16 protein-coding genes and 1 pseudogene are annotated in these 25,748 nt (G+C 54.1%); 13 read left to right on the forward strand and 4 right to left on the reverse strand.

Annotated features, from left to right (window positions below; all coding sequences use genetic code 11):
- From NYE74_RS32555 to NYE74_RS32570, 4 genes and pseudogenes are all read left to right on the forward strand, one after another.
- Positions 1-233: pseudogene (locus tag NYE74_RS32555) on the forward strand (hypothetical protein); the annotation flags it as partial.
- A gap of 463 nt (positions 234-696) precedes the next feature.
- Entirely contained in the window at positions 697-2,808 is a 2,112-nt protein-coding gene (locus tag NYE74_RS32560) for an amylo-alpha-1,6-glucosidase (protein ID WP_082207952.1), read from the forward strand.
- A 6-nt stretch (positions 2,809-2,814) separates the two neighbouring features.
- Complete coding sequence (pulA, locus tag NYE74_RS32565) at positions 2,815-4,776, forward strand: type I pullulanase (protein WP_036626562.1); 1,962 nt, start codon at positions 2,815-2,817, stop codon at positions 4,774-4,776.
- A 390-nt stretch (positions 4,777-5,166) separates the two neighbouring features.
- Positions 5,167-6,525 (forward strand): MATE family efflux transporter, encoded by a 1,359-nt coding sequence (locus tag NYE74_RS32570; RefSeq protein WP_124332808.1) that lies wholly within the window; start codon positions 5,167-5,169, stop codon positions 6,523-6,525.
- A 97-nt stretch (positions 6,526-6,622) separates the two neighbouring features.
- Here the strand turns inward: NYE74_RS32570 and NYE74_RS32575 are convergent, their stop codons facing one another.
- From NYE74_RS32575 to NYE74_RS32590, 4 genes are all read right to left on the reverse strand, one after another.
- Positions 6,623-8,950 (reverse strand): glycoside hydrolase family 65 protein, encoded by a 2,328-nt coding sequence (locus NYE74_RS32575; RefSeq protein ID WP_036626559.1) that lies wholly within the window; start codon positions 8,948-8,950, stop codon positions 6,623-6,625.
- 23 nt (positions 8,951-8,973) lie between these two features.
- Positions 8,974-9,624 carry a beta-phosphoglucomutase gene (gene pgmB / locus NYE74_RS32580; protein ID WP_036626557.1) on the reverse strand — a complete coding sequence of 217 codons (651 nt, stop codon included), beginning with the start codon at positions 9,622-9,624 and terminating at the stop codon, positions 8,974-8,976.
- 94 nt (positions 9,625-9,718) lie between these two features.
- Positions 9,719-10,753, reverse strand: a complete 1,035-nt coding sequence (locus NYE74_RS32585; protein WP_036626553.1) for a LacI family DNA-binding transcriptional regulator — start codon at positions 10,751-10,753, stop codon at positions 9,719-9,721.
- Positions 10,754-11,352: 599 nt separating this feature from the next.
- Positions 11,353-13,098: an alpha-glycosidase gene (locus NYE74_RS32590; protein ID WP_124332807.1), complete on the reverse strand. Its 1,746-nt coding sequence runs from the start codon at positions 13,096-13,098 to the stop codon at positions 11,353-11,355.
- 739 nt (positions 13,099-13,837) lie between these two features.
- On the opposite strand from NYE74_RS32590, the gene NYE74_RS32595 reads away from it, so the two are divergent.
- The 9 genes from NYE74_RS32595 to NYE74_RS32635 all read left to right on the forward strand — a co-directional run bounded on the left by NYE74_RS32595 (position 13,838) and on the right by NYE74_RS32635 (position 25,717).
- Positions 13,838-15,151 carry a sugar ABC transporter substrate-binding protein gene (locus tag NYE74_RS32595; protein WP_036626551.1) on the forward strand — a complete coding sequence of 438 codons (1,314 nt, stop codon included), beginning with the start codon at positions 13,838-13,840 and terminating at the stop codon, positions 15,149-15,151.
- Between the two features lie 97 nt (positions 15,152-15,248).
- The gene (locus NYE74_RS32600) at positions 15,249-16,550 is read left to right on the forward strand and encodes a carbohydrate ABC transporter permease (RefSeq protein WP_036626550.1); all 1,302 of its coding nucleotides are present in this window, start codon (positions 15,249-15,251) and stop codon (positions 16,548-16,550) included.
- Positions 16,547-17,392: a sugar ABC transporter permease gene (locus NYE74_RS32605; RefSeq protein WP_124332806.1), complete on the forward strand. Its 846-nt coding sequence runs from the start codon at positions 16,547-16,549 to the stop codon at positions 17,390-17,392. The genes NYE74_RS32600 and NYE74_RS32605 overlap by 4 nt, the downstream gene beginning before the upstream one ends.
- A 203-nt stretch (positions 17,393-17,595) precedes the next feature.
- A complete protein-coding gene (locus NYE74_RS32610) occupies positions 17,596-18,744 on the forward strand; it encodes a DUF1611 domain-containing protein (RefSeq protein ID WP_036626548.1) in 1,149 nt (382 codons plus the stop codon).
- 22 nt (positions 18,745-18,766) lie between these two features.
- On the forward strand, positions 18,767-19,912 hold the full coding sequence (locus NYE74_RS32615; RefSeq protein WP_036626547.1) for a DUF1611 domain-containing protein: 1,146 nt from the start codon (positions 18,767-18,769) through the stop codon (positions 19,910-19,912).
- Between the two features lie 125 nt (positions 19,913-20,037).
- Positions 20,038-21,270, forward strand: coding sequence for a Coenzyme F420 hydrogenase/dehydrogenase, beta subunit C-terminal domain (locus NYE74_RS32620; protein ID WP_227872870.1), 1,233 nt, complete (start codon positions 20,038-20,040; stop codon positions 21,268-21,270).
- Positions 21,233-22,615 (forward strand): 3-phosphoshikimate 1-carboxyvinyltransferase, encoded by a 1,383-nt coding sequence (gene aroA / locus NYE74_RS32625; protein ID WP_227872869.1) that lies wholly within the window; start codon positions 21,233-21,235, stop codon positions 22,613-22,615. Before NYE74_RS32620 ends, aroA begins: the two co-directional genes overlap by 38 nt.
- A gap of 84 nt (positions 22,616-22,699) precedes the next feature.
- Positions 22,700-24,073 carry an MATE family efflux transporter gene (locus tag NYE74_RS32630; protein WP_036626544.1) on the forward strand — a complete coding sequence of 458 codons (1,374 nt, stop codon included), beginning with the start codon at positions 22,700-22,702 and terminating at the stop codon, positions 24,071-24,073.
- A 252-nt stretch (positions 24,074-24,325) separates the two neighbouring features.
- Positions 24,326-25,717, forward strand: a complete 1,392-nt coding sequence (locus tag NYE74_RS32635; RefSeq protein WP_036626541.1) for an L-cystine transporter — start codon at positions 24,326-24,328, stop codon at positions 25,715-25,717.
- The last annotated feature ends 31 nt before the right edge of the window (positions 25,718-25,748 follow it).

A 25,748-nucleotide genomic window follows, 5' to 3' on the forward strand; every position in this document is an offset into this window, starting at 1 on the left:
GAGAGGCGTGGGAATCGCTGAAGAGTACGTATGGAGCCTTGGGACTGAAGCATCTGCAGGCGTATCTGAACGAATACACCGGACGCCGCCGACTGCGCCTGCAAGGAGGACTGCCTGAAATGGAAGAAACGATGCGGCAGAAGTTGCTGCGCATGTGTGTGGCGATACCGGCGATTCCTTACCGCCGGCTGATCGCGCGCCAACCGAACCAGCCCCTTGCGGCTGCGGCCTAATCGTGGAGCTGGAACGGTAGGGGTTACTTGATACGGATCAACTTGATTTATGTGGGTTAGCATGAATGGTAGGGGCGTTGCTGCAGATGGAAGAGTTCAGGCTACAGCAAAATCACAGTCTTTTCGTTTCCCTCTCCGCTAAATATTTTTTTCTCTCGAGTTTGTCTTTCTCTCAGCTACCTGATTAAACGGGATAATCGTGCAAAGTCTCCGGACAGCGAGTGTTGATCTGCCGCCCCTCCCCCCCACTTCTCTATCCTCAAGCGTTCAATACCCTTCCGCGTTTCTTGCCACGATCGGTTTTCGATTTGACTGGTAAGGCATTTTTGTGCAAACGATTGCCTCCCTTAGATTTCGATGATATAATCCAGCACATAAAGATAAGGTAAACGTTTAAGCAACCGCGCAGCGGGAATAACGGGGCGGGAGGCTAAACGAAAGCGAGGCGGAAGGAGAAATCGGGATGAGTCAGGTTCGAGAGCAGGTGCAGGTACAGGTACAGGCAAAAGACAGAGGCGCTGCGGACAGAGCTTATATCCTGGGACGGAGCGCCTGGCGCACTCTTGAGGAGGGCAATGAGAAGGAGTGGCTGATCGGCAACGGGATCGGCGGATATGCCAACCATTCCGTCCCTGGCGGCGGCTTTCGGATGTCGCACGGATATTTGGTTGCGTCGGCCAGAGCGCCGGTGAACCGCATGCTGGTGTTTACCCGCATCCAGGAGCAGGTGTGTATGGGCGGGCAAACCTATGAGCTTGCCTCCCAGCAGTATATCAACTGGCGAAAAGACGGACACCGATATTTGCGGCGGTTCAAGCTGGACACGGTGCCCGAATACGACTATCAGGTCGAGGACGTGAATATCCGCAAAACGATTTCTCTGGAGTATGGGCATAATACGGCGGCGGTCTGCTACGAGATTGCCGGCGGGAAAGAGCCCGCGGAAATCAAGCTGGTCCCGCTGTTTAACTACCGCTCTCCCGGGGACGTTTCGGAAAAAGGGAGTCTGCGTTTCGAAACTAAGCTGGAGGGCAATGTACTGCGGCTGACGCCGGAGAGCGGGCCGGACGTAACGATATCGTTCATGGCGTCGGCGGGCGAATATCTGGACCGTTCCGCGCTGCCGGTAACGATGGCAACGCCGTCTCATATGTACGAGGAAGGGCATTTTTACGCTTTCGAGAACCGGAACGGTTTTTTGGGCGTGGATTGTCATTATACCCCTTATGAAATCAATGTAACGATCGAGCCTTACGAGCGGAAAGCCTTTTATTTCAAATGTTCGACGGAGCCGCTTGACGGCAAGGACGGCTTCGCTATCGTTCGCGAATACAAGGAGCGGATGAACAAACTGGTGGCGGCGGCCGGTTACGGCGACAGACTCGCGGACCGTCTGGTTGAAGCGGCGGACCATTTTATCGTGGACCGGGAGTCAACCGGACTGAAAACGGTGCTGGCCGGTTATCCGTGGTTCACCGATTGGGGCCGGGATACGATGATCGCGTTGCCCGGACTGGCTTTGGCCACCCGCAGATTCGCGGAGGCGCGCGAAATTCTGGAATCGTTTTCGCGTTATGTCCGCGGCGGGCTGATTCCGAACATGTTCCCGGACGATGGCCAAGAGCCCCTGTACAACACGGTGGACGCTTCGCTTTGGTATGTTCACGCCGTCTATGAATATTTGAAACATACCGGTGGGGAAGATGATTACAGGTTCATTCGCGCGGCGGTCTATCCAACGTTAAAAGAAATCGTCGCCGCCTACCGCGGCGGAACCGATTTTTCGATCGGGATGGACGAGGACGGGCTGATTCATGCGGGCGGCGGCCTGGATCAGGTCACCTGGATGGACGTGCGGGTAGGCGATTGGGTCGTGACCCCGCGGCACGGCAAGCCGGTGGAGATCAACGCCTTGTGGTACAACGCGCTGTGCATTATGGCCCGGCTGGCGGAACGTTTCGGGGAAACGGAGCCATATGATGAATTGGCGCGGAAAGTGCGGGAATCTTTCCGCAGCCGTTTTTGGAACGAGGCGGACCAATGTCTGTACGATGTTGTTGATGTGCCCCAAAAGGACGGGGGATTCAACAATGATCCTTCGATTCGGCCGAACCAGATTTGGGCGGTGTCGCTGCCGTTTACGATGCTGCCGCCCAACCAGGAGAAGGCCGTCGTCGGCACGGTATATAAGCATTTGTACACGCCTTACGGGCTGCGGTCGCTTTCCTTCCAGGACCCGCGCTTCCGGCCCCGCTATACCGGCAAATTGATCGACCGGGACGGCGCTTATCACATGGGGACGGTTTGGGCTTTTCCGCTAGGGGCGTTCATCACGGCCTATTGCAAAGTGAACGGGTACAGCCAACGGGCCGTCCTGGCGGCGAAAGAAATGTGCGCCGTGTTTGAGGATCACCTCCAAGATGGGGGCATCGGCGGAATCGCCGAAATTTTTGACGGGGAATTTGCCTGCACCGGGCGCGGCTGTTTTACGCAGGCCTGGAGTGTGGGGGAAATATTGCGCGCATATACGGAAGATGTGCTTCCGCATTTACGGAATTTGCGGGGAAAGGAGTGAAGCCGTTTGTCCGTTCAAAAAAAATTCGAAGGTACGATAGATTACGGCGATTTGGCGGTTACCGGGGGAATTTCCGTATTCGACGCGGAATTCGACGCGAAGTTTTATTATGAGGGCGACGACTTGGGGGCCGTCTATACGCCGGAGCAAACCCGCTTCCGCTTGTGGGCCCCTACGGCTTCGGAAGTGCGGGTCGTCCTGTACGAAACCTGGGACGGCGCGCCGGTCAAAGAACTGGCGATGCAGCGGGATGCGCAGGGGACGTGGACGCTCTTGATCCCGGAGGATTGCCATGGATTGCTGTACACTTACCGCGTAAAAGTGGGGGAGCAATGGAACGAAGCCGCCGATCCTTACGCCAAGGCGGTAGGCGTCAACGGGGATAAAGCGGCGATCCTTGATCTGCGGAGCACCGATCCGGAAGGGTGGGACGAAGACGTGAAGCCGCCGCTGGCTTCAGAGACCGACGCGGTGATCTATGAGCTGCATGTCCGCGATCTGTCGGTTCACCCGCGGAGCGGCATTCGCGAGAAAGGCAAATTCCTGGGTCTGGCCGAAGAAGGAACCCGGGGGCCGGACGGCATACCGACGGGACTCGACCATATCGCCGGGCTTGGCGTTACGCATGTGCAGCTGCTGCCGGTGTTCGACTACTCCAGGGAGAGCGTGGATGAACGCCGTTTGAATGAACCCCATTACAACTGGGGTTACGATCCGAAAAACTACAATGTGCCGGAAGGCTCCTATGCCACGGACCCTTACGATCCGGCCGCGCGCATCGCCGAACTGAAACGCCTTGTGCAAACGTTGCACGTCCGGGGACTCCGGGTCATCATGGACGTGGTTTACAACCATGTGTTCGACGGGTACCTGATTCATTTCACCAAGCTGGTGCCGGGTTATTACTTGCGCTACAAGGCGGACGGCACCTTCTCGGACGGGGCGTTCTGCGGCAACGAATGCGCCTCGGAGCGGCCGATGATGAAGAAATATATCGTCGACTCGGTGCTGCATTGGGTACGTGAATATCATATCGACGGTTTCCGGTTCGATCTGATGGGCTTGCTCGATGTCGATACGATGAACGAAATCCGCCGCCGGTTGGATGAGATCGATCCTTCCCTAATCATGGTGGGCGAAGGCTGGATGATGGACACCGTGCTGCCCGCGGAGCGGCGGGCCAATCAGGCCAACGCCGCGCGGATGCCGCGCATCGGCATGTTCAACGACGGGCTGCGGGACGCGGTCAAGGGAGATATTTTTCATCCTGAAAAAAGAGGCTTCATCAGCGGCAGCGACGGCTTCGAGAACGGAGTGAAACGGGGCGTTGCCGGGGGCATCGATTACGGCGGGGAATTCCGCCAGTTTGCCGCGGAGCCGGCGCAGTCGGTCAACTACGTGGAGTGCCACGACAATCACACGCTATGGGACAAAATCATGCTGTCCACGGACGGAGAGGCGGACGAGCGGCGGCGCGCCATGCACCGGCTGGCCTCGGCGATCGTGCTGACCAGTCAGGGCATCCCGTTTGTCCATGCCGGGCAGGAGTTCATGCGAACAAAGGGCGGCGTGGAGAACAGCTACAACGCTCCCGTCGAGATCAACTGGCTCGATTGGGAGCGCTGCGCGGCTCATCGGGATGACGTGGCCTATATGCGGAGCCTGATCGCGCTTCGCCGCGAGCACCCGGCGTTTCGCCTGCGCACGGCCCGGGACATTCGAACGCATCTGCGCTTCGAGGCGGCGCCGCCGCATACGGTGGCGTATACGCTGCGCGAGCACGCCGGCGGCGATCCGGACCGCCATCTGTACGTCTTGTACAACGCCAATCCCGGCGCGGTGACGCTCGAACTGCCTGCGCTGGGGGCGTGGGAGGTACGTTTCGGCGGCGAGTACGTTCAATCGCTGGGAGACGGCAAACTTGCCGCTAACGGCATCGGCCTGATCGTGCTGGGCGTTCGGGCTTAGCAAAGGGCTTCTAGAACGTGGAGGCGAAGCAAAAAGCGCTGGATAACTGCGCATATATTTTGTACGTTTGGCAACGCCGAAGAGGATACAAAGGCGAGCTTTCGTGACTAATCTGAAATAAGCTACAAGAGGCCCACGTAATTGCACATGGGCCTGTTTTTTAGATGCAAGCGAAGCGGAAACAAGGGAGATTCCCTGAAAGACTTGATTTTCAGTCATTTTGTGAAAATGAAGAAAGTGTTCGACAAGATTTTCCTTACTTTTACAAAAATCAGTGATATGATGGGTTTAAATGATCTGCGCAAACGTTTGAACAAATTATAATCCTGACTTTACGCTGCTTCGTTATTTAAAAGCGGTATGAGCGAGGGAAAAGAGGTATCGCAAAGGATGAACCGGCCATCAAAAGACTTCTATAAAAACGTATATCAAATCGCTCTTCCGGTCACGCTGCAAAGTCTGATTATGGCTTTGTTTACGTTGGCGGACCAGCTGATGGTCGGTCAATTGGGCGAAGTGGCCATCGCTTCGGTCGGAATGGCCGGGAAAATTTACGCGGTGATTTCCGTCGTGCTGGCCGGCCTTGCCGCAGGAGTATCCATTTACGTGGCCCAGTTCTGGGGAAAGCGGGACGGCAAGAACATCTCCCGCTTGCTGGGTATCGGGCTGATGGCGGGGTTTACGCTCTCTTTCCTGTTTACCCTGCTCGTATTTCTCAATCCGCAGCTTTGCCTTGGCGTGTTCACTACGGATAAGCGGGTCATCGGCGAGGGGGGCGTTTTTCTGCAAATCGTATCCCTCAGTTACGTTCCGGTCATGCTGACTATGCTGTATTCCGCCGTATTGCGGAGCACGACGCATGTAAAATTGCCGATGTCCGTCAGCCTGTTTGCGGTAGGCCTTAACATCTTGTTGAACTATATGCTGATTTTTGGGAAATGGGGCTTTCCGGAATTGGGGTTAGAAGGAGCGGCGATTGCGACATCGCTCTCTAGAGCGGTAGAGTGCGTAATGATCGTTGGAGCGGTATATTTGTTCAAGCTTCCGGGCCGGGCGCGCTTTGGCGATTTATTCGAAGGTTCGGGGGTTTTGTTGAAAAATTTTATTAAAACGACGTATCCCATTGTTTTGACTGAATTGATTTGGGTACTGGGGGAAACGGTGTACGCAGTCATTTACAGCCGGATGGGCACCACCGAAATGACGGCCATGACGATCACTTTTCCCTTGCAAGGGATATGTATAGGACTGCTGTCAGGTCTTTCCGGTGCAGGCGGGGTCATGGTCGGCAACAAGCTTGGAGCCGGAGAGGAGGAGACCGCGATGCAGTATGCGCTGCGCTTCCTCAAGCTGGGAACGATCGTTTCCGTTGCGGTCGGACTCCTGATCGCGGCGATATCCCCTTGGTATGTGTCAGCCTTTAATCTTTCCGGGGAAGCGCATCGTCTGGGCGTTTATCTGGTATGGGTTTTCGCGGCTTTCCTTTGGGCTAAGGTGGGAAATATGATTATGGCCGGAGGGATTTTAAATAGCGGCGGAGACAGCAAATTCGTATTTGTCATGGAATCGGCGGCAACGTGGTTGATCGGAGTGCCTTCGGGCTTGATACTTTCCTTCGTGTTCAAGCAGCCGATTTACCTGGTATACTTCGCTTTGTCTTTGGAGGAAGTCGTTCGGTTCGGCTTCGGCATCGCGCGAATCCGGTCGAGGAAATGGCTTAGAAATTTGGTGCATGACATCGCCGCATGATGGACGCATGATGACCCGGAAAAGCCCAAAAAGCTGCTCACCACGGCGTTTACGCCGGGGAGCAGCTTTTTGGGCATGGCTTGCTGGAGGTGGATCATCAGCTCAGCGCTGCCGGAGCGGCCGAACGCTGCGCTTGCACCTCGCCCATAGCGCCGACCGTAAAGCTTTGATCGTAAATCCGAATAGCCGCCGGCACATCCGTTTCGTTAACGACGATGATGCTGTCTTCGGTAACGTTCACCTGGAGGCGGGAGCCGCGGAACATCACTTTGAACGAAAACGACTTCCAATGGGACGGAATGAACGGGCGCAGCACCAGTTCGCCGCTTTGCACGCGCAGCCCGCCGAACCCTTGGACGATCGACATCCACGTCCCGGCCATGCTCGTAATATGGCAGCCGTCCTCAGTATCGTTATTGTAGTTGTCGAGATCGAGGCGGGCGGTGCGCAGGTACATTTCGTACGCTTTCTCCTGGTATCCCAGCTCGCAGGCGATGATCGCGTGCAGGCAGGGGGATAGGGAGGATTCGTGCACCGTGATCGGCTCGTAGAAATCGAAGTTGCGTTTTTTCGTTTCCAGGTCGTAGCGGTCGCCTAGGAAGTATAGGCCCTGGAGAACATCGGCCTGTTTGATGTAGCAGGAGCGCAAAATCCGGTCCCACGACCAATTCTGGTTCAGCGGCAGGTGCTCCGGAGCCAGTTCATTAACCGGAACGATCTCCTTGTCAAGGAAGCCGTCCTGCTGCAAAAATACGTCGCGTTCTTCATCGTACGGGTAGTACATGTTATCGATAATATGCTGCCATTTTTGGGCTTCCTCATCCTGCAGATTCAGCTTGCCCGCCAAGGCTTCATAGTGGTCGGGCTCGTTGTTTTTCAAATCGTTCAGCACTTCCAGCGTATATTCCAGCGTCCAAGCGGCAATCCGGTTCGTGTACCAGTTGTTGTTGACGTTGTTTTCGTATTCGTTCGGGCCGGTCACCCCAAGAATGACGTATTTGCCTTTGGCCGCCGAGAAGTTGACGCGCTCCGCCCAGAAGCGGGAGATTTCCGCCAGCACTTCAAAACCGTATTGACTGAGGTATGATTTATCCCCTGTATAATTCACGTAATTAAAAATAGCGTAAGCAATGGCGCCGTTGCGGTGGATCTCTTCAAACGTAATTTCCCATTCGTTATGGCATTCCTCGCCGTTCATCGTCACCATCGGATATAGCGCGCCTTTGGAGAAGCCCAGCTTCCGCGCGTTTTCCTTCGCTTTTTCCAGGTGCTTGTAACGGTAGATCAACAGATTGCGGGCGATGCCGGAATCGGCCGTGCTGAGGTAGAACGGCACGCAGTAGGCCTCCGTGTCCCAGTAGGTGCTGCCGCCGTATTTTTCCCCGGTGAAGCCTTTCGGACCGATGTTGAGCCGGTCGTCGTCCCCGCTGTAGGTTTGATTGAGCTGAAAAATGTTAAAGCGGATCGCCTGCTGCGCCGATACGTCGCCTTCGATGATGATGTCGCTCGTTTGCCATTTTTCCGCCCAGGCTTCGGCCTGCTCGCGCAGCAAAACGTCAAAGCCAGCCTCTTTCGCCGCCAGCAGCAGTTTTGTCCCGGCCGGGGCCAGCGCGGCCAGCCCGTGATCGCGGGAGGTCACGTTCGCGACGTATTTATAAAGCGTTACGGCTTCGCCTTGACCGGCCTGAACGGCCACCTCGGCGGCCACATATTTCTCCCGCTCGCTGAGCGCCGGGGAAAGCTCCAGCGTTTGCCCGTCCTTCAACACATCAAAAGCCATGGCGGACGTCACATGGAAGTCCAGCTTTTTCGTCTTGACCGTCAGGTAGGATAGGTCGGCCGCGGCCTTTTTTTCCACTTCGACCCAAAACTTCTCTTCATAGTTGGAATCCTTGTTTTTTACGTCGCCGTCCAGGTAAGGCATAAAACGCAGCTCCCCGCTGAAATTGAGCGGAGTTACCGTATAGCGGATCGCGCCGATTTCATGGCGGACGACGCTGACGAACCGCTTGGCCTCCACGGCGACTTCCTTTCCGCCCTCCAAAACGGCGGTAAAGCGCCGTGAGAGCCAGCCTTCCTTCATGTTCAATTCGCGGACGAAATCCTTCACTTCGCAAGCGGCCAGGTCAAGGGCGGCGCCATCCACCCAAACGTCGATCCCGATCCAGTTGGTGCTGTTCAGGACTTTGGCAAAATATTCGGGATATCCGTTTTTCCACCAGCCTACGCGGGTTTTGTCCGGATAATAGACGCCCGCCATATAACTGCCCTGCAGGGATGGGCCGCCGTACCGTTCCTCGAAATTGGCCCGCTGCCCCATATATCCGTTTCCGATGCTGAAAATGCTTTCGGAAATCTCGTGGTTTGCCGGATCGAACCCTTCCTCGATGATCGACCAAGCATCTTCTTTTAAATATTGTTTCACTATAACCGGCTCCTTTGGACATACTAATTTTGAAAGTGAAGGTTTAGCGACACGTCCCCCAGCGAAGGGACGACGAGATCGGCCGCGCCGAGCGTATCCGGCGATCCGATGCCGACGCAGCGCATGCCGGCGCGGCGCGCCGCCTCGATCCCGGCCTCGGCGTCCTCAAAGACGACGCACGCCTCCGGCGGGACGCCAAGCTCCTCCGCGCCGAGCAGGAATACCTCGGGATCGGGTTTGGCGCTGGAAGTCCGGGTGCCGTCGATAATCGCGTCAAAATACGGCGTCAGCCCCGTATTCTGCAAAATGACCGAGGCGTTTTTGCTGGCGGAGCCGAGCGCGGTTTTCAGGCCCCGCTCCCGGCATTGCTTCAAGAAATCGAGCGCGCCCGGCAAAATTTCCGAAGCGTCCATTTTGGAGATGTATTCGACATACCAGCCGTTTTTGCGTTCGGCCAGTTCCCGCTTCACGCCGTCTTCCAATTCCAGCCCGCCGACCTTCAGCAAAATATCGAGCGATGCCATGCGGCTGACGCCCTTGAGCTTCTCATTGTCCTGTGCGGTGAACTCGAAACCGAGCTCGGCGGCCAGCCGTTTCCAGGCCAGAAAATGATATTTGGCGGTGTCGACCAGTACGCCGTCCAGGTCGAATAAACATGCCTTGATTGAATCCACAAACATTCCTCCTTTGTAGCGCAAACGTTTGAATAAAACTCGAAAAATAAAAGAAGCGGTGAGCTTCCGTTATTTTTCGAAGGCGTTTCTGGTTTTACTTTTTGGGCACCGAATACATCGACGAGTCGCGGACGATCAGACGGTGCGGAATGATCTGCCGCTTCGGATACACTTTGTCGCTGCTGCCCTGAACCGCCTGGATCAACACCTGGGAAGCGGTGTAGCCCATGTTGTAAATGCCGATATCCATGCTGCTGAGCGGCGGCGTCGAGAGTTCCGACAGCGGAATATTGTTAAAGCTGACCAGACACAAATCTTCGGGAACCTTGTATTTCAGCTCGTGCAAGCCGCGAAGCACGCCGAACGCCACGACGTCGTCGATCGTGACGAGGGCCGTGGGGCGATCCGGGAGATTCATGAAAAACGACATGGCCCGATACCCGCTGTCCTGCAAAAACTCACCTTCGACAATCCATTCGGGCCGGCTTTCCAGTCCTGAATCCTTCAGCGCGTCCTGGTACCCCTTCATCCGATCCTTGGACACGACAAGCTCCGGCGGCCCGCTGACGAACCCGATGCGCTCGTGCCCCAGCGCGATCAAATGCTTCGTGGCGTCGTACGATGCCTGGATGTTATCATTATCCACCGATAAAATATCGGGATATTCCTCGCTGCGCCCGATCACAACAAACGGATGTCCGCCATTATGGAGAAAATCGATCACAGGATCGTTTTGCCGCGAATACAGCAAAATGACTCCGTCCACCCGGCGTCCGTTGATCAGTCTGGAGACGTTTTCGACTTCCTCTTTCTCGTTGGCGCCGGAGCTGATGAGCACGTCGTAACCGAGGCGGCTGGCCTGCGTCACGATCCCGCGGATCAGTTCCATGAAGAAGAAGTTGGAGAACAGTTCTTCAGCGGACTTCGGCAGCATGATGCATATGCTGTTTGTCGTTTTGGAAACCAGGCTTTTGGCCATAATGTTGGGATGATAGCCAAGCTGGTCCATAATGAGTTTTACTTTCCGCGATGTTTCCGCGCTGATTCTGGGATGATTGGACAGCACCCGGGACACGGTAGAGGGCGATACTCCGGCCTTTTTTGCAACATCCTTGATGGTGACAGCCATATAAACCTCCTCTGTGGAACCGTTTGCTTTACACTGTAATATTAATCGAAACGCAGCGGAAAGTAAATAGAAAGCGGCGCGGACAAGGCTTACCCATTACAATAGCGAGAATATAAACTTGTTGGGTGAAAAAAGAATACAGAGTTTAAAAGATAAAAAATTCGCCATGAAGCCGCGTTTTTTCTCGGATCAAAGGGAACCGCAAACGTTTTACTCGCAGAGCTGTTCATACTGTCCGGAGTGTTGCCAACTTCCGGATTTTTGCTCAGCTGACGGAAATAAGGGAATAAAAGGGCGTTATTTTCGCGGTGGTAAGGGTTCTTCGGAGAATAGAGTCCTTTTATGCCGCTATTTTGGCGCGTGCACGGTGAAAAGAAGCTTTTTCCGCGGAGGCGAGTGAAATAGGGACAAAATTTACCGTTATTTCCCCCGAAGGCTAGAAAAGCACCCGAATAACGCCCAAAAATTTCGCTATTTACTTGCCTTCTAAGTCTACACGGAGGGTCAAGGCGTGAGCATGTGCCCGGAATGAGGGCGGAAACGAGCCGGGGCCGGCCCGCCCATCCCCAAGGACAAGCCGGCCCCAATTTTATGCACAGCTATTTGTTTTCCGTAAGCACCGCGTACCCGTAGGCGGGCAGTTTCACGGTCAGCTTTCCGCTCTCCGTTTTGTAGGTTTGCCCGCTCATCCGGTCCTCCCAGGAGGCTCCGGCCGCGCTGACCTCAAACGTTTGACCGGCATCGTAATTGTTGAGCAGCACGAGCACCGTCTCCCCGTCGAGCTTGCGCTCGTAAGCCAGCTTGCTGCCGCCCGCCTCGGCAATCAGGAACCGGATCGAGCCGGTGCGGAGCGGGGCCAGCACTTTGCGGACGGCAATCAGCTCGCGGTAGAACTTAAACAGCTCCCGGTCCTGTTTGTCCGCATCCCATTCCATGCATTTGCGGGAGTCCGGGTCCATTGCTCCGTCGAGACCGATCTCGTCTCCGTAGTAAATGCAGGGCGTACCGGCGTATGTGAACTGGAACAGGGCGGCCAGCTTCATTTTGGCTTTGTTGCCTTCGCAAAGCGTCAGCAAGCGCGGCGTATCGTGGCTGTCCAGGAGATTGAAGGCGACCTCGCTTGCCTGCTGCGGATAACGGGACAGCTGCTTGCCGATCGCATGAGCGAATCCGGCGGCATCCAGCGTGCCGCGGACGACGAAATCAAGCACGGCTTCGGTGAACGGATAGTTCATGACGGCGTCGAATTGGTCGCCCTGCAGCCAGCCGGAGGATTCATGCCAAATTTCGCCGAGGATGTAAGCGTCCGGGTTCGCGGCTTTGACCGTTTTGCGGAAATCGCGCCAAAAGTGATGATCCACTTCGTTCGCCACGTCCAGCCGCCAGCCGTCGATCCCGACTTCCTTGATCCAGAACTCCGCCACCTTCAGCAAATACTCCTTGACTTCCGGGTTCTCCGTGTTGAGCTTTGGCATCAGCGGCTCAAAAGCGAACGTATCGTAGGTCGGCACCCCGTCCTTGACCTGCAGCGGATATTCGCGGACGTGAAACCAGTCTTTATAGCGGGATTTTTCGCCTTTTTCCAGCACGTCGACAAACGGGGCGAACGTTTTCCCCGAATGGTTGAACACGGCGTCGAACAGCACGCGGATTCCCCGTTCATGGCAGGCGTTGACGAGCTTCTTGACCGTGGCGATGTCGCCGAAGTGCGGATCGATTTTCATATAGTCCGCCGTATCGTATTTATGGTTGGTCGTCGCTTCAAACAGCGGCGTAAAATATATGCCCGTGATTCCAAGCTCGCTCAAATGGTCGAGATGATCGATGACGCCCTGCAAATCGCCGCCGAAAAAGTTGGTGCGCTCCGGCTTGCCGCCCCAGGGAAGAACTCCCTTCGGACTTATGCTCGGGTCGCCGTTGGCGAAGCGTTCCGGGAAGATCTGATAGAAGACCGCGTCTTTCACCCAAGCCGGAGGGGCAAACACATCGATCGGGTTAATGAACGGAAATTCAAACAAGCGTTCCGGCCCGGCAGGGCGCTCCCGGGTAAATTCGCTTTCGGTCATCCAGATTTGCTCGTCGCCGGATTTCAGCAAAAAGCCGTATCTTGTTCTGCGCAGCGGCGGCTGATAAGCGCATTCCCAGTAATCGAACAGCTCGTCGCTGACCATGCGGGACATGGGAATCAGCTCCTTGCTTTGATCCCACATGTATTTATCCCCGACAAAAGCATAAACCTCAGTAAGATCGTTTTTTTTCGAGCGCAGGCGCAGATGGAGCGTACGATAGTCGTAAGCATAGGCCCAATTGAGTTTCGGACGATGATAAATCGCTTCAAGCAGCATAAGATTCCTCCTAAAAGTTTTGTGAGCATCACTACGTCAGCACAAGCTTCGTACAAAATTGCATCGGAAGCATAAGCTCAGTTTTGTGAGCATCGCTACGTCAGCACAAGCTTCGTACAAAACCGCATCGGAAGCATAAGCTCAGTTTTGTAAGGCACGTTTCATTGACCCTGCTTCGTACAAAACCGCCTCGGAAGCAAAAAAAGCACATCCGGGCCGGAAAAAAGGGCCGAGGATGTACCTTTCGATAGCAGAGCCTTCGAATTATGAATGATGGAAAGAGGGAACAGACGTAGTATTCGTCTCATCGTCCCAGATTATAACACTGTTCAAACCGTTGCACAAGACAAAAATAAAACGCTTTAAACAAGGCGGATTCGCGCATACAAAATCCTTTGAGTGAAATGAAAAAACCCTTGATTTTAAGGGTGAAGTAGGTACGAGCAAGTACGGAATCGGGAATCAAGAAGAAATTTCGAAGAGATATTTTGTGATAACGAGAGAAAAATAAAGAAAATTAAAGATATTGGTGCATTTGCATTTAAAAATGACCTGTGCAAACGTTTTTGCAGTATCTATACCTTGTTGTATGATGATCCCTGAATAAAGCGCTTCCGAAAAGGGAAAATCTGAAATTTACCAGTTGGAAAGAGGGGATCATAAAAATTTCAGCATTTTTCAGAAAACGTTTGCGCAAGATTTATGACGGTATTCCACTAAAATTTTAGGAGGGGTTAATGTGACGAAGTCCAAAAAGATATTGACTTTGATTGCCGCGTTGACGCTGGCCGTCTCCATCACCGCTTGCGGACCAAGCAATAACGGGGGCACGGCTGCACCGCCAAACCAAACCGGAAATACGGGAAATACGGGCGCTGGCGAAAATGTGACGGCCGATACAATCGTTCCGGAAGATGGCGCCGAGCTTGTCATTTGGGAAAGTAAGGAAGAGCTGGCGTTCACGGAGGAAATCGCCAAGCAATTCACCGAAAAATACGGTGTTAACATAAAAATCGAGGAAGTGGCTCCGACCGACCAAATCGGTAAACTGACGCAGGACGGACCCGCCGGGCTGGCCGCCGACGTGCTCATTGTACCGCATGATCATTTGGGCAACGCCGCAACCTCCGGGCTTATATTGGCCAATGACGTGTTCGGCGAAGAAACGGCACAGAGCAATACGGAAGTTGCGGTTCAAGGCGCCACCTATGACGGCGTGCTTTACGGCTATCCGAGAGCGGCGGAAACGATGGCGCTGTATTATAACAAGTCGCTGGTTCCCGAAGCGCCGAAAGATTTCAAAGATGTTCTGGCCTTTGGTAAAACGTTTACGGACAAGGCAAAAAATAAATTCGCAATCATGTGGGAAACCGGCAACATGTATTTCAACTATCCGTTTATTGCCAGCGGGGGCGGTTACCTGTTCGGCGAGGGCGGCACGAACCCGGATGATATCGGATTGGCCAAAGACGGCGCGATCGAAGGCTTGAAAGTATTCCAAAGCCTGAGAGAAATTTTGCCGATCAACAGCGGGGACATCAACGCGGACGTCAAACGCAGTTTGTTTTCTGCAGGCGATATAGCCATGGATATCAACGGTCCTTGGGAACTGGCCGGATACAAAGCGGCGCTTGGCGACAATCTTGGCGTGGCTCTGTACCCGACGGTGGACGGCAAAACCGCCATTACGTTCTCCGGAGCGAAGGTATGGGTCGTCAATTCGTTTACCCAATATCCGAACGCGGCTAAGATGTTCGCGCATTTTGCTTCCACGAAGGATGCCCAGCTTCTGCTGTACGAAAAAGTAGGCGCGGTTCCGACGAATCTCGAAGCCCTGGCAAGCGATCAAATCAAAAACGATCCGTACGTGTCCGTCTTTGCGGAACAAGCGAAAAACTCGCAGCCGATGCCGTCCATTCCGGAAATGTCTAATGTTTGGGCTCCGATGAACGCGGCGCTCCCGGAAATCTGGAACAACAATGCCGACCCGAAAACGACGATGGAAAAAACGGTTGCTCAAATTACGGACTTGAACAAAGGTGTGGCCCAATAAGTCCGGGATGCTTTGGACAATGAAACCGGAACGGCCCGCCGTTTAACAGGCGGCGGACCGCTCCGGCGGTTTCTCGAGGAGAGGAGAAGGAAGGTTAATGGACCGACACAAGAGAAACGCAAGCGTACTGTCGATCGTTTGCATGGGACTTGGGCAACTCTATAACCGCCAATATATCAAGGGCTTGCTATTTTTGGCGGTGGAGGCGCTGGGACTCGCTTATTTGATCAAAAATTTGGGAACGGCGATTTGGGGGATTATTACGCTCGGTGAAGTGCCCAGAATGCTCGTGAAAGGAAAATGGGTGGACGGGGACCATTCCATTTTCATTATGATTCAAAGCTTGATTACGCTGCTGTTTCTGGCGGTTTTTATCATTGTTTATATATTGAACGTGAAGGACGCCCGTAACATTGGACAGGAAAGAGAGCGGGGCAAGAAGCCGAACAATTTCAAACAATCGGTTCGGTACGTGCTCGATTATAAATTCGCCGTCGCCTTTTTAAGTATTCCCGCCGCAGGCATTTTATTTTTTACCGTGATGCCGATCATTTTCATGGTTATGCTTGCGTTCACCAACTACTCGGCTCCCAAACACATCCCGCCGGCGATGCTTGTCGATTGGGTCGGATTCGGGACGTTTAAAGAATTGGTTGTCCTTAAAACCTGGAGCCATACTTTTTACGGCGTATTGACCTGGACGATCATCTGGGCGGTATTGTCCACGATAACCACCTATTTTGGCGGTTTGCTCGTGGCTTTGCTGATCAATCAGAAGGGCATCCGCTTTAAAGGGGTGTGGAGAACGATTTTAATTCTTCCTTATGCGGTTCCGCAGCTCATATCGCTGCTTGTTATGAAAAATATGTTTAACGGCCAGTTCGGGCCGATCAATCAGTATCTCGGTTATTTCGGACTTGGGGGATTGCCGTGGCTGACCGATCCGTTCTGGGCCAAAGTCACCGTTATCGTCGTCAACATGTGGGTAGGGATCCCGGTGTCCATGCTGCTGATTTTGGGCGTGCTGACCACCATCCCGAAAGATTTGTATGAAGCAGCCGAGGTGGACGGGGCTACCGGATTCCAAAAATTCAAGATCGTCACGCTGCCGATGATTCTGTTCACGACGGCGCCGACCTTGATCGCGCAGTTTGCCGGAAACATCAACAACTTTAACGCCATCTTCCTGCTGACGGGGGGAGATCCGGTGAAGGGCGACTATCAATACGCCGGGGCAACCGACCTGCTCGTGACTTGGCTCTATAAGCTGACGCTGAACCAGAATAAGTACAACATGGCCTCTGCTATCGGGATCATTATTTTCGTCATTATCGCCTCGTTCTCGATATACAACTACCGCAGAACCAAGTCGTTTAAAGAGGAGGATATGATCCAATGAGCACACGGAAAATAAGAAACGGGATTCGGCTTGGCGCCAGCTATCTAGTGCTTGTCCTGCTGTGTATCGCCGCGGTATACCCCGTGCTCTGGGTCGTATTCGGCTCGTTGCGGCCGGGCAAATCGCTCTACAGCAAAACGCTGATTCCGGAAAAATTTACATTAGTTCATTATGCTGAGCTCTTTACTTCGAAAACGTATCTGTTCGGCACCTGGTATTTGAACACGTTGAAAATTGCCGCCTGCTCCATGGTGCTGGGTGTGCTTCTGGTATTGCTGACCAGCTACGCGCTGTCCCGCTTCCGCTTCCGCGGCCGCAAAACGGCGCTGTCCGGCCTGCTCGTGCTCGGCATGTTCCCGGGATTCATGAGCATGATTGCGATTTATCTGCTGCTGCGGGAGCTGCATCTGCTCGATACGCATTTTGCATTGATTATCGTGTACGCGGCGGGGGCGCCGCTCGGCGGGACGTTTATCGCCAAAGGATTCCTCGATACGATTCCCCGCTCGCTGGACGAAGCGGCGCGGATCGACGGGGCCAGCAATTTTACCATTTTCTCACGCATCATTCTACCGCTGTCCAAGCCAATGCTGACGTACATTGCGTTGACTCAGTTCGTCGGTCCTTGGGTCGATTTTATCTTTGCCCGGCTCGTTTTGCGGACGAAGGAAAACTGGACGCTGGCCGTAGGGATGTGGGACATGGTAAGCAGCATCCAAAATAGCAATTTCACGCTGTTTGCCGCGGGCGCGGTTCTGATCGCGCTCCCGATCACAATATTGTTTATGTTCCTGCAGCGGCTGCTTGTCGACGGCTTGACTTCGGGCGCCAGCAAAGGGTAACGGCGTTTATCTTCTTACGAATATCGACACCTGGGTATAGCCTCAGTTTTTTTCTGAGCGTCTGTACCTTTTTTTGTATCGGGTTTTCCAATAAAAGGCGTTGCATCCATGAAATTTCATGCCCGAAATCGGCCAAACTCAGTCAGCGTGAACTATCCATGAAATAACATCAATAGAAAATTAAATTAAAAGGAGGAAAAAACGTGAAAAAAGTTGCGCTGTATCCGTACAACAAAATTACGCAAGGCATTGTGAGATTTAGGGATTTAACCGATTTTTCGATCCAGGCCGTCATTGACTTTGTTGTTCACCGCGGTGAAGATGTCGGCCAGGTCATGGAAGGGAAACCGTACGGTATTCCGATCACGGACAATTTGGAACAGGCCCTTGGTTCCGTCAGCACGCTGATTTTGAACGACCCCGGGACTGCCTTCGGGAACAACGAGGGGGTTTACAGCCGGTATAATCTGAAGGATCTTTGGAAACTTCTGGTGCAAACGGCTTACGAGAACAACATCCGGGTGGTTAGTGTTCACGAGATTATCGACCAGGACACTCTGGCCTGGCTGAAAGAAAAACAAATTAACATCCATGTTGACCCGCAAATTCCCGCTTCTTTGGAACAACGCCTCGATGAAGAATACGCTATTCCTCCAAACGATGAGGTTTCCGTCTATTTAAACTACTTTGCTCTCGATCACAAAATATTGAATTTTAACCGGAACATATGCAAGATCGGCATTTTTGCCACCAGGGGCTGCTTGGGCAAATTTACGACTCAGATGACCCTGCTTCGCGAATTGCGGCGGCTGGGCCAAAAGACAAAAGCCATGATCACCGAGCCGACCGCGACGCTGTTCAATCAGCCGGGCGGCGATATTATGAAATTCATCGCCAAGCGCCGCCTGGCGCAATATCCCTACTACATCCACGCCGCCGTTCGCGAGGCGGAGCTGGCGGGAAACGACTTCTTTCTGCTGGCCGGGCAAGGTTCGCTGCTTCCGAACGAGAATTTCGTCATTGCCTCCACAAAAGTCTCTTATTTACGGGCCTTCCAGCCGGATGCGGCCCTCTTGATCGCAGGTTATGACGATGACGAGCAAATCCGGGATTGTATGGATCTGCTCCGTATCTACGGAAACGGGTCCCGGCCTTTTGCCCTGTTGATTCCCAATAAGGTTGAAGTTGGTTATGACAAATATCTGGTCAAGACGGAAGAGGAGATTTCCCTGCGCAAGGAACAACTCAAGCGCAAATTCGGGATTGAGCATGTCGAATGCGTGCTGGACGCCCATAAATTGGCGGGGCCATTGATACAATTCCGTGCGTTGTCCGAAGCCAAAAGCCGTTAGCGGCACGAAAGGAGGTAGCTCCATGAAAAAGGTCGCCTTGTACCCTTTTAACAAAATTACGCAAGGGCTGATCCGTTTCCGCGATTTATTGGACTTCCAAATTGTGTCCGTAATCGATTTCGTGTTTCATTCCGGTGAAGACGCGGGCCAGGTTGTGGAAGGGCAGGCTTGCGGCATTCCTATTCATCGTTCTATGGAAGAGGGGTTGGATCAGGCCGACACCTTGATCCTGAATGATCCGGGGACCTCCTTTGGGGGGAACAAAGGCGTGTTGGAGGAGCATAACCTGGCGGTGCGGTGGAGGGAACTCGTGCGCAGCGCTGCCGCCAAAGGGATTAAGGTCGTCAGCGTCCACGAAATTTACGATGCCGATACCATTGACTGGATCCATGATCAACGGATCAGCATTGAAGTAGGGGATGGCTTTAGCCGGCAGCTTTTAGACGAGCTCGACCGCAAATTCGACACCAGCGGTACGCGGATCGAAAATTATTTGAAGCAGTTCAAGAATGAAGCGCTGATGTTTGCCGCGCCGAAGCGGATTAAGCGCGTTGGCGTTTTTGCTACGAGAGGCTGTATCGGCAAGTTTACGGCGCAGATGAATTTATACCGGGAATTCAGAAAATCCGGGATTCCTGCCGCGGCTCTGATCACCGAACCGACAGGTTTTCTCTTCGGGCAGCCGGAAGGGGATATTTTCAAATTTTTGGCGCATCAATCTTTGGAGAAATACCCGTATTACATCGATGCGGTGGCGCATCAGGCGGAGCGGGACGGGATGGAATGGATCGTCATGGCCGGGCAAAGCTCGATTTTGCCGACGACGAATCTCGTCTTTAACTCGGTACGCTTTGCGATGCTGCAGGCCTTTGATCCGCAATACAATTTGCTGATTGTCGGTTACGAAGACGATGCGCAAATCGAAGCGGCGATCCAGCTTTTGTCGATTTACTCCACTCCCCCCGCAGCCCTGCTGCTGCCGGACAAAATGGAGACATCCTACGGGCGGTACCAAGTGTTCGACCGGGAATTACGGGAGCGGCGCAAGGACGGCCTGCGGAGCAAATTCGCCGTTTGGACGGAGTTCATCGAGGATGCGGCCCGAATCAAAGAATGGCTGCTGAAGTTGGACAGAGCGAGGGGTCAATGGGAACATGCCGGATTTTGAAACCAATAAACAGTTTGGCGTAAAGCGCCTTCGTCCAACCCGAGCGGATTGCCGCGAAAATATCCGGAGATGGTCGTCCGCTCACCTTTTTGTGCAAACGTTTGCTGGTTATAGGAGGAATGTACATGGCATCATTCTTAAATTTAAAGGAGAACATTCTCGATCAGGATCTGTGCACCTCATGCAGCCTTTGCGTCGCGGCGTGTCCCCGTGAACTGCTGGCCATGAGCGATAGCGCCGCTCCCCTGCCCGTATTCCGGGCGAATCCGGGGGAGGCCGCGGACATTTGCCGGGATTGCAATTTATGCTCCGAGGTTTGCCCGGGATACGACACCGGGACGAAGCAATCGGAGCTGCGGATTTTCGGAAGAAACCGGACGGAGGAGGAGCGCTGGGTAGGCATTCATCAAGGAGTCTACCAGTTGGCTGCGACTGACCGCGAGATCGTCGGCAAAGCGGCGGCCGGGGGAGCGGGAACTGTACTGGCCATTACGGCTTTGGAAGAGCGGCTGGCGGATGCGGTAATTGTTGCGGGACGGGACGAAGAGCGTCCCTGGATCCCAAAGGCATATATTACGGATTCGATAGACAAGGTGCTCGAATGCGCCCAGTCCAGTTACTGCTTGACTCCTAACCTCGAGCTATTGAAGGACCCGCGATTCGAAAAAATCGGCGTGATCGGAATGCCTTGCCAGATCCAGGGGGTGCAAAAATTGCTGAATCTCGAAGGGAATGCGGAGGCCGCCCGGCTGGCCGGCAAAATCGCCTTCACGCTGGAATTGGGTTGCGCATCCAGCACGACCAGGGCCGGTACCGAACATCTGATCACCGACATATTGAACCTGGATTTGGAGGACGTGGTTTACATGCGTTACCGCGACGGCGAATATCCGGGGAAATTCGTCGTGAAGACCAAAGACGGGACAACGCATGCTTTGCCGTTTTACCGGCTTGTGGAAGAGTTTAAGAAATTTAAAACCTTCCGGTGCCTGACCTGTCCGGATTGGTGGTCGGGGATCGCCGACATTTCGATTGCCGATGGAGATCCCAATATATTCGATTCCAGCAAAACGGGGAAACCTTCAAAACCGGCCTCGACGGTCATGATTCGCACGGAAACGGGGAGCAGGCTGATTCGGCTGGCGCGGGAGAAAAGCTATATCGAACTGTATCCTTACGTTTTCGAGAATAATCTGGGCCTTGAACGCAAACGCCAGCGCTACCGCAGCTACGCGGCAACGAGTACCCGCATCATCCCCTTGCCCTCCGGAGCGGATGCCGGATACTCCAAAATCATGTCGGACGATGAGGTGATCGCGCGTGGGATCGGAATGGAAAATGCCAATCGGCTTAAATAAGTATCCGCGAAACTTCGATATTCGGGTCAAGTCCAACCGCAAGCGGCAAGATTTTGTATTTGCCAAGCTGCCGGGCGACAAGTCGATTTCCCAGCGGGCCATCGTTTTAAACGCTATAGCCGAGGGCAGAGGAGTGGTCCGCAATATATTAAGGTCGGCCGATACATGGAGCTGTATACGTGCCTTGCGGCTTCTCGGCGTGAAGCTGGTCTGGGACGGTGAAGACTTGTGGATTGACGGCGTGGGGTTGACCGGCTTGCGGCCGCCGGGCGGGAAACTTGATATCGGCAATACGGCTACGTCGGCGCGATTATTAATGTCGCTGCTTGCAGGCAGCGCATTTTCGGCGGAATTGTCGGGGAACCGGCTGCTGTCAAAGCGGCCGATGGATTGGGTGGTGAAACCTCTGATGGAGATGGGGGCTGAAATCAAATATCTCGAGCGGGAGGGAACCCTTCCGATCAAAATTACCGGAACCTATCCTTTAAGAGCGATCGAAGTTGACGCAACCGTGCCAAGCGCTCAGGAAAAATCCGCCGTTCTGTTCGCCGGCCTGTTTGCCGACGGAACGACCCAGTATCGGCAGCAATGCCAAAGCCGCGACCATACGGAGAGACTGATGCGGTATTTCGGCATCGATATCGTCACCAATGGTCAGGTTACCTCCATTACGGGCGGTAGGCCTTTTGCCGGCAAGGAGGTGCAGGTCCCCGGGGACATTTCGTCAGCCGCTTACTTATTAACCGCCTATGCAATCCGCCGGAATGAGGAGAAGGGGGACTTGAAGATCAACGATGTCGGAGCAAACCCGACCAGGCTGGGCTATGTGAACGTTCTAAGGGAGCGAGGAGTTCATGTAACCCTGGAGAACTGCCGGATGCTGGCTTCAAATGAGCCTGTGGCCGATATTTGCTGCCGTCCGGGGCCCCTCCCCGCTGCGGGACAAACCGAAGGAGTGGAGCTCATCCAAAGCCTGATCGATGAAGTGCCCTTGCTGGCGGCCATTTCCGCCTTTGCCTCCGGGGTCTCCATCATTAAGGATTGCGGCGACTTAAAGGATAAAGATACCAACCGGCTGGATACTACAGCCAAAGCCTTGGTGCAATTTGGAGTGGACGCCGCGTCTGACCGCGATCAAATCAAGGTGGTCGGGGCCGGGAGCGGGCCGCTGCAGCCAGCGGTCGTGGACAGCTGTGGAGACCATCGCATCGCGATGATGGCGGCGGTGTTGGCCAGCAGTCTGGAAGCACCCTCCGTCATCCGGAATTGCGGCTGCATTTCCGTTTCTTATCCAAGCTTCTTGAAGGACTTGTCCCAATTTGCCGACATCGAGATACTGGTTTAGCCGAGAGAACGTTTGGGGTTCGGCAGCCTGGCTCGTACGATCGGATTATGAATACATTCAATGCGAAAGACGCGGGTGAGAGGGTTGGAGAAGAAGAAAGCAAACAAGCTTACGTTATTTGCTTTGACCTGGCCTATTTTTATCGAAATGCTGCTCGGCATGCTGATGGGGAACATCGATACGTTGATGCTGAGCCGGTTTTCCGAAGAAGCGATGACGGCTGTCGGCGTGGCGAATCAAATTCTGTTTTTTGTGAATTTGATGTTCAATGTTGTGTCCGCGGGTACGAGCGTGCTGATCTCCCAGAGCCTGGGGGCGGGCCGGAATAAGTCCGCGCTGGAGGTGGTTTCGGTAGCCATCGTGCTCAATTTGCTGTTTGGGCTGCTGGTCAGTTTGCTGCTGCTGGGAGGCGGCCGCCTGATCTTTGGATGGATGAATCTCCCGAAGGAGCTTGCGCCTTCGGCATGGACGTACCTGATGATCACCGGAGGATTTGTGTTTGCCGAGGCGGTCCGGCTCACTTTATCGACCATTATGCGGAGCTACGGATTTACGCGCGTCACCATGTACGTCGCCTTGGGAGTGAACGCCGTTAATTTGGGCGGAAATTTCGCCGTCCTGTACGGCTCCCTCGGCTCGCCTTTTTCGGGAGTTTCGGGGGTAGCCTTGTCAACTGTGCTGTCGCGGATGGCCGGCCTGGCGCTTCTCTTCATCATGTTAAAGGCCAGGACGGATTTCAAGTGGCGGATAAAGGGAATGCGGATAGAGGACGTTCGGGCACATGCCGGAGGATTGTTTAAAATCGGCATCCCGACGGCGGGGGAAAGCTTCTTTTCCACCATGGCGCAAATCTGCATCACTTCGTTTATCGCCCTTTTGGGAACCCAGGCCTTATCGGCCAAAATATACGCGCAAAATCTCGGGATGTTCAACAATTTGTTTACGTTGTCTTTGGCTTTAGGCACGGAGATCATGATCGGCAGATACATCGGCGGCAAGCTTTATGATGAAGCCTACAAACGCGGAAAAAATTACGCCTGGCTCGCTGCGCTCGTTTCCGCGGGTTCGGCCCTGCTGATCGCTTCATGCTCGGGTTTTCTGGTCGGTTTGTTCACCAGCCATGGGGACACGATCCGGCTTACGGTTCATTTATTATGGCTTGCGGTGTTGCTGGAGGCCGGGCGCGCCGGGAACCTTATTCTTATCAATGCGCTGCGCGCCGCGGGCGATGTCAAGGTTCCGGTCTATATCAGCGTCGCGTCGGTCTGGCTCGTCAGTGTTTCCCTCTCCTATGTGCTGGGCGTGTATTGGGGCTGGGGCATGGTCGGCGTGTATGCCGCGTTTATCGCGGATGAGTGGGTGAAAACAATTTTGCTCCGGCTGAGGTGGAAATCGCGCCGCTGGGAAAGCATGAGCCTCATTGAGCGGGAAAAGCCGCCGGGATATGTACCCTTTTAGAGATGCTAGAAGTTGAAAAAGAAAGGAGAGAGGCAAGAGGGGGAAATGATTCAGGACCACATTGAATGCATATACTATGCCTGTCCGCCTTTGTAAGCGGACTGAATTTAATTGATAACATTACCTGGAAAAATTATTCCTATCAAAATAGTCGTGTTTATGATATTATAACGTCTGTAAATTGTTGCCGGCTCCATATCTTCCGGACGGTATTACGATACTTTGTACTATTTTGAGGAGGAGAGACGTTGTATGGATACCTTGCGTATCATCATTAACGTAGTTGTTATGCTGGTTCTGATCGGCCTATTGGTCTGGATGCAGAAGAAGCATGTTTCTTTTACAAAACGGGTGTTTACCGGACTTGGGCTCGGGCTTGTGTTCGGGGTCATCCTCCAGTGGGCGTACGGGGCGGGCTCGGACGTTATTTCCGGGTCCAGCGACTGGTTTAACCTGGTGGGCCGCGGTTATGTCGGGCTGCTGCAAATGGTGGTCATCCCGCTGATCATGGTGTCGATCATTTCCGCCATCATGAAATTGAAAGGGAGACAAAACCTCGGGAAAATGAGCGCCCTGATTATCGCCGTGCTGCTGATTACAACGGCGATCGCCGCCACGGTCAGCATCGTGACGAGCCTTAGTTTCGATCTGAAGGCGATCGAAATTCAGGCCGGCGAACGCGAACAACAACGCGGCGCGGCGCTTGAGGAGCGTCTCGGCGATGTGGCGGATAAAACGATTCCGCAGCAGATGCTGGACTTTATCCCGACAAACCCGTTTGCGGACATGACCGGAGCGCGCAGCACTTCAACGCTGGCGGTCGTCATTTTCTCCGCTTTCATCGGGGTGGCCGTACTTGGTTTGGATAAGAAAAAACCGGAGCAGGCCGATACATTCCGCAAAATGGTGGATGCCGTTTACGCGGTCGTCATGCGGATCGTTACGCTGGTGCTGCGATTGACCCCGTACGGGATTTTGGCGTTAATCACGAACGTGACGGCAACGACCAGCGCGGAGGAAATCCTCAAGCTGATCAAGTTCGTGGGCGCGTCTTACGTAGCTCTTATCGTCATGTTCATCATCCATTTGATCCTGCTGGCCCTGTTCGGGTACAACCCGGTACAGTATGTGCGCAAGGTGCTGCCAACGCTGGTGTTCGCCTTCACGTCGCGCTCCAGCGCCGCCACGATTCCGCTTAACGTCGAGACGCAAACGAAGCGCCTGGGCGTACCGGAAGGGGTGGCCAACCTGTCGGCCTCTTTCGGAGCGACGATCGGGCAAAACGGCTGCGCCGGAATTTATCCGGCGATGCTGGCCGTCATGATCGCCCCGACCGTCGGGATTAATCCGGCGAGCTGGGATTTCATCCTGACGCTGATCCTGGTCGTCGTCATCAGTTCGTTCGGCGTTGCCGGCGTCGGCGGGGGCGCGACCTTCGCTTCGCTCATCGTGCTATCGACGATGAACTTGCCGGTCGCCCTGGCGGGTCTGCTGATCTCCGTCGAACCGCTCATCGATATGGGACGGACGGCGCTGAACGTCAACGACTCCATCGCCGCCGGCGTCATCACCGGCAAAATTCTTGGCGAAAACGACCCCGAAGCGTTCAAGCGCTCGGTTGATCTGGATGCCGTGCAGGCGTAATATAGCGCTGATAAAAGCCGCTCCCGGTTTG

This window comes from Paenibacillus sp. FSL P4-0127, assembly GCF_038007325.1.
Lineage (GTDB): Bacteria > Bacillota > Bacilli > Paenibacillales > Paenibacillaceae > Fontibacillus > Fontibacillus macerans.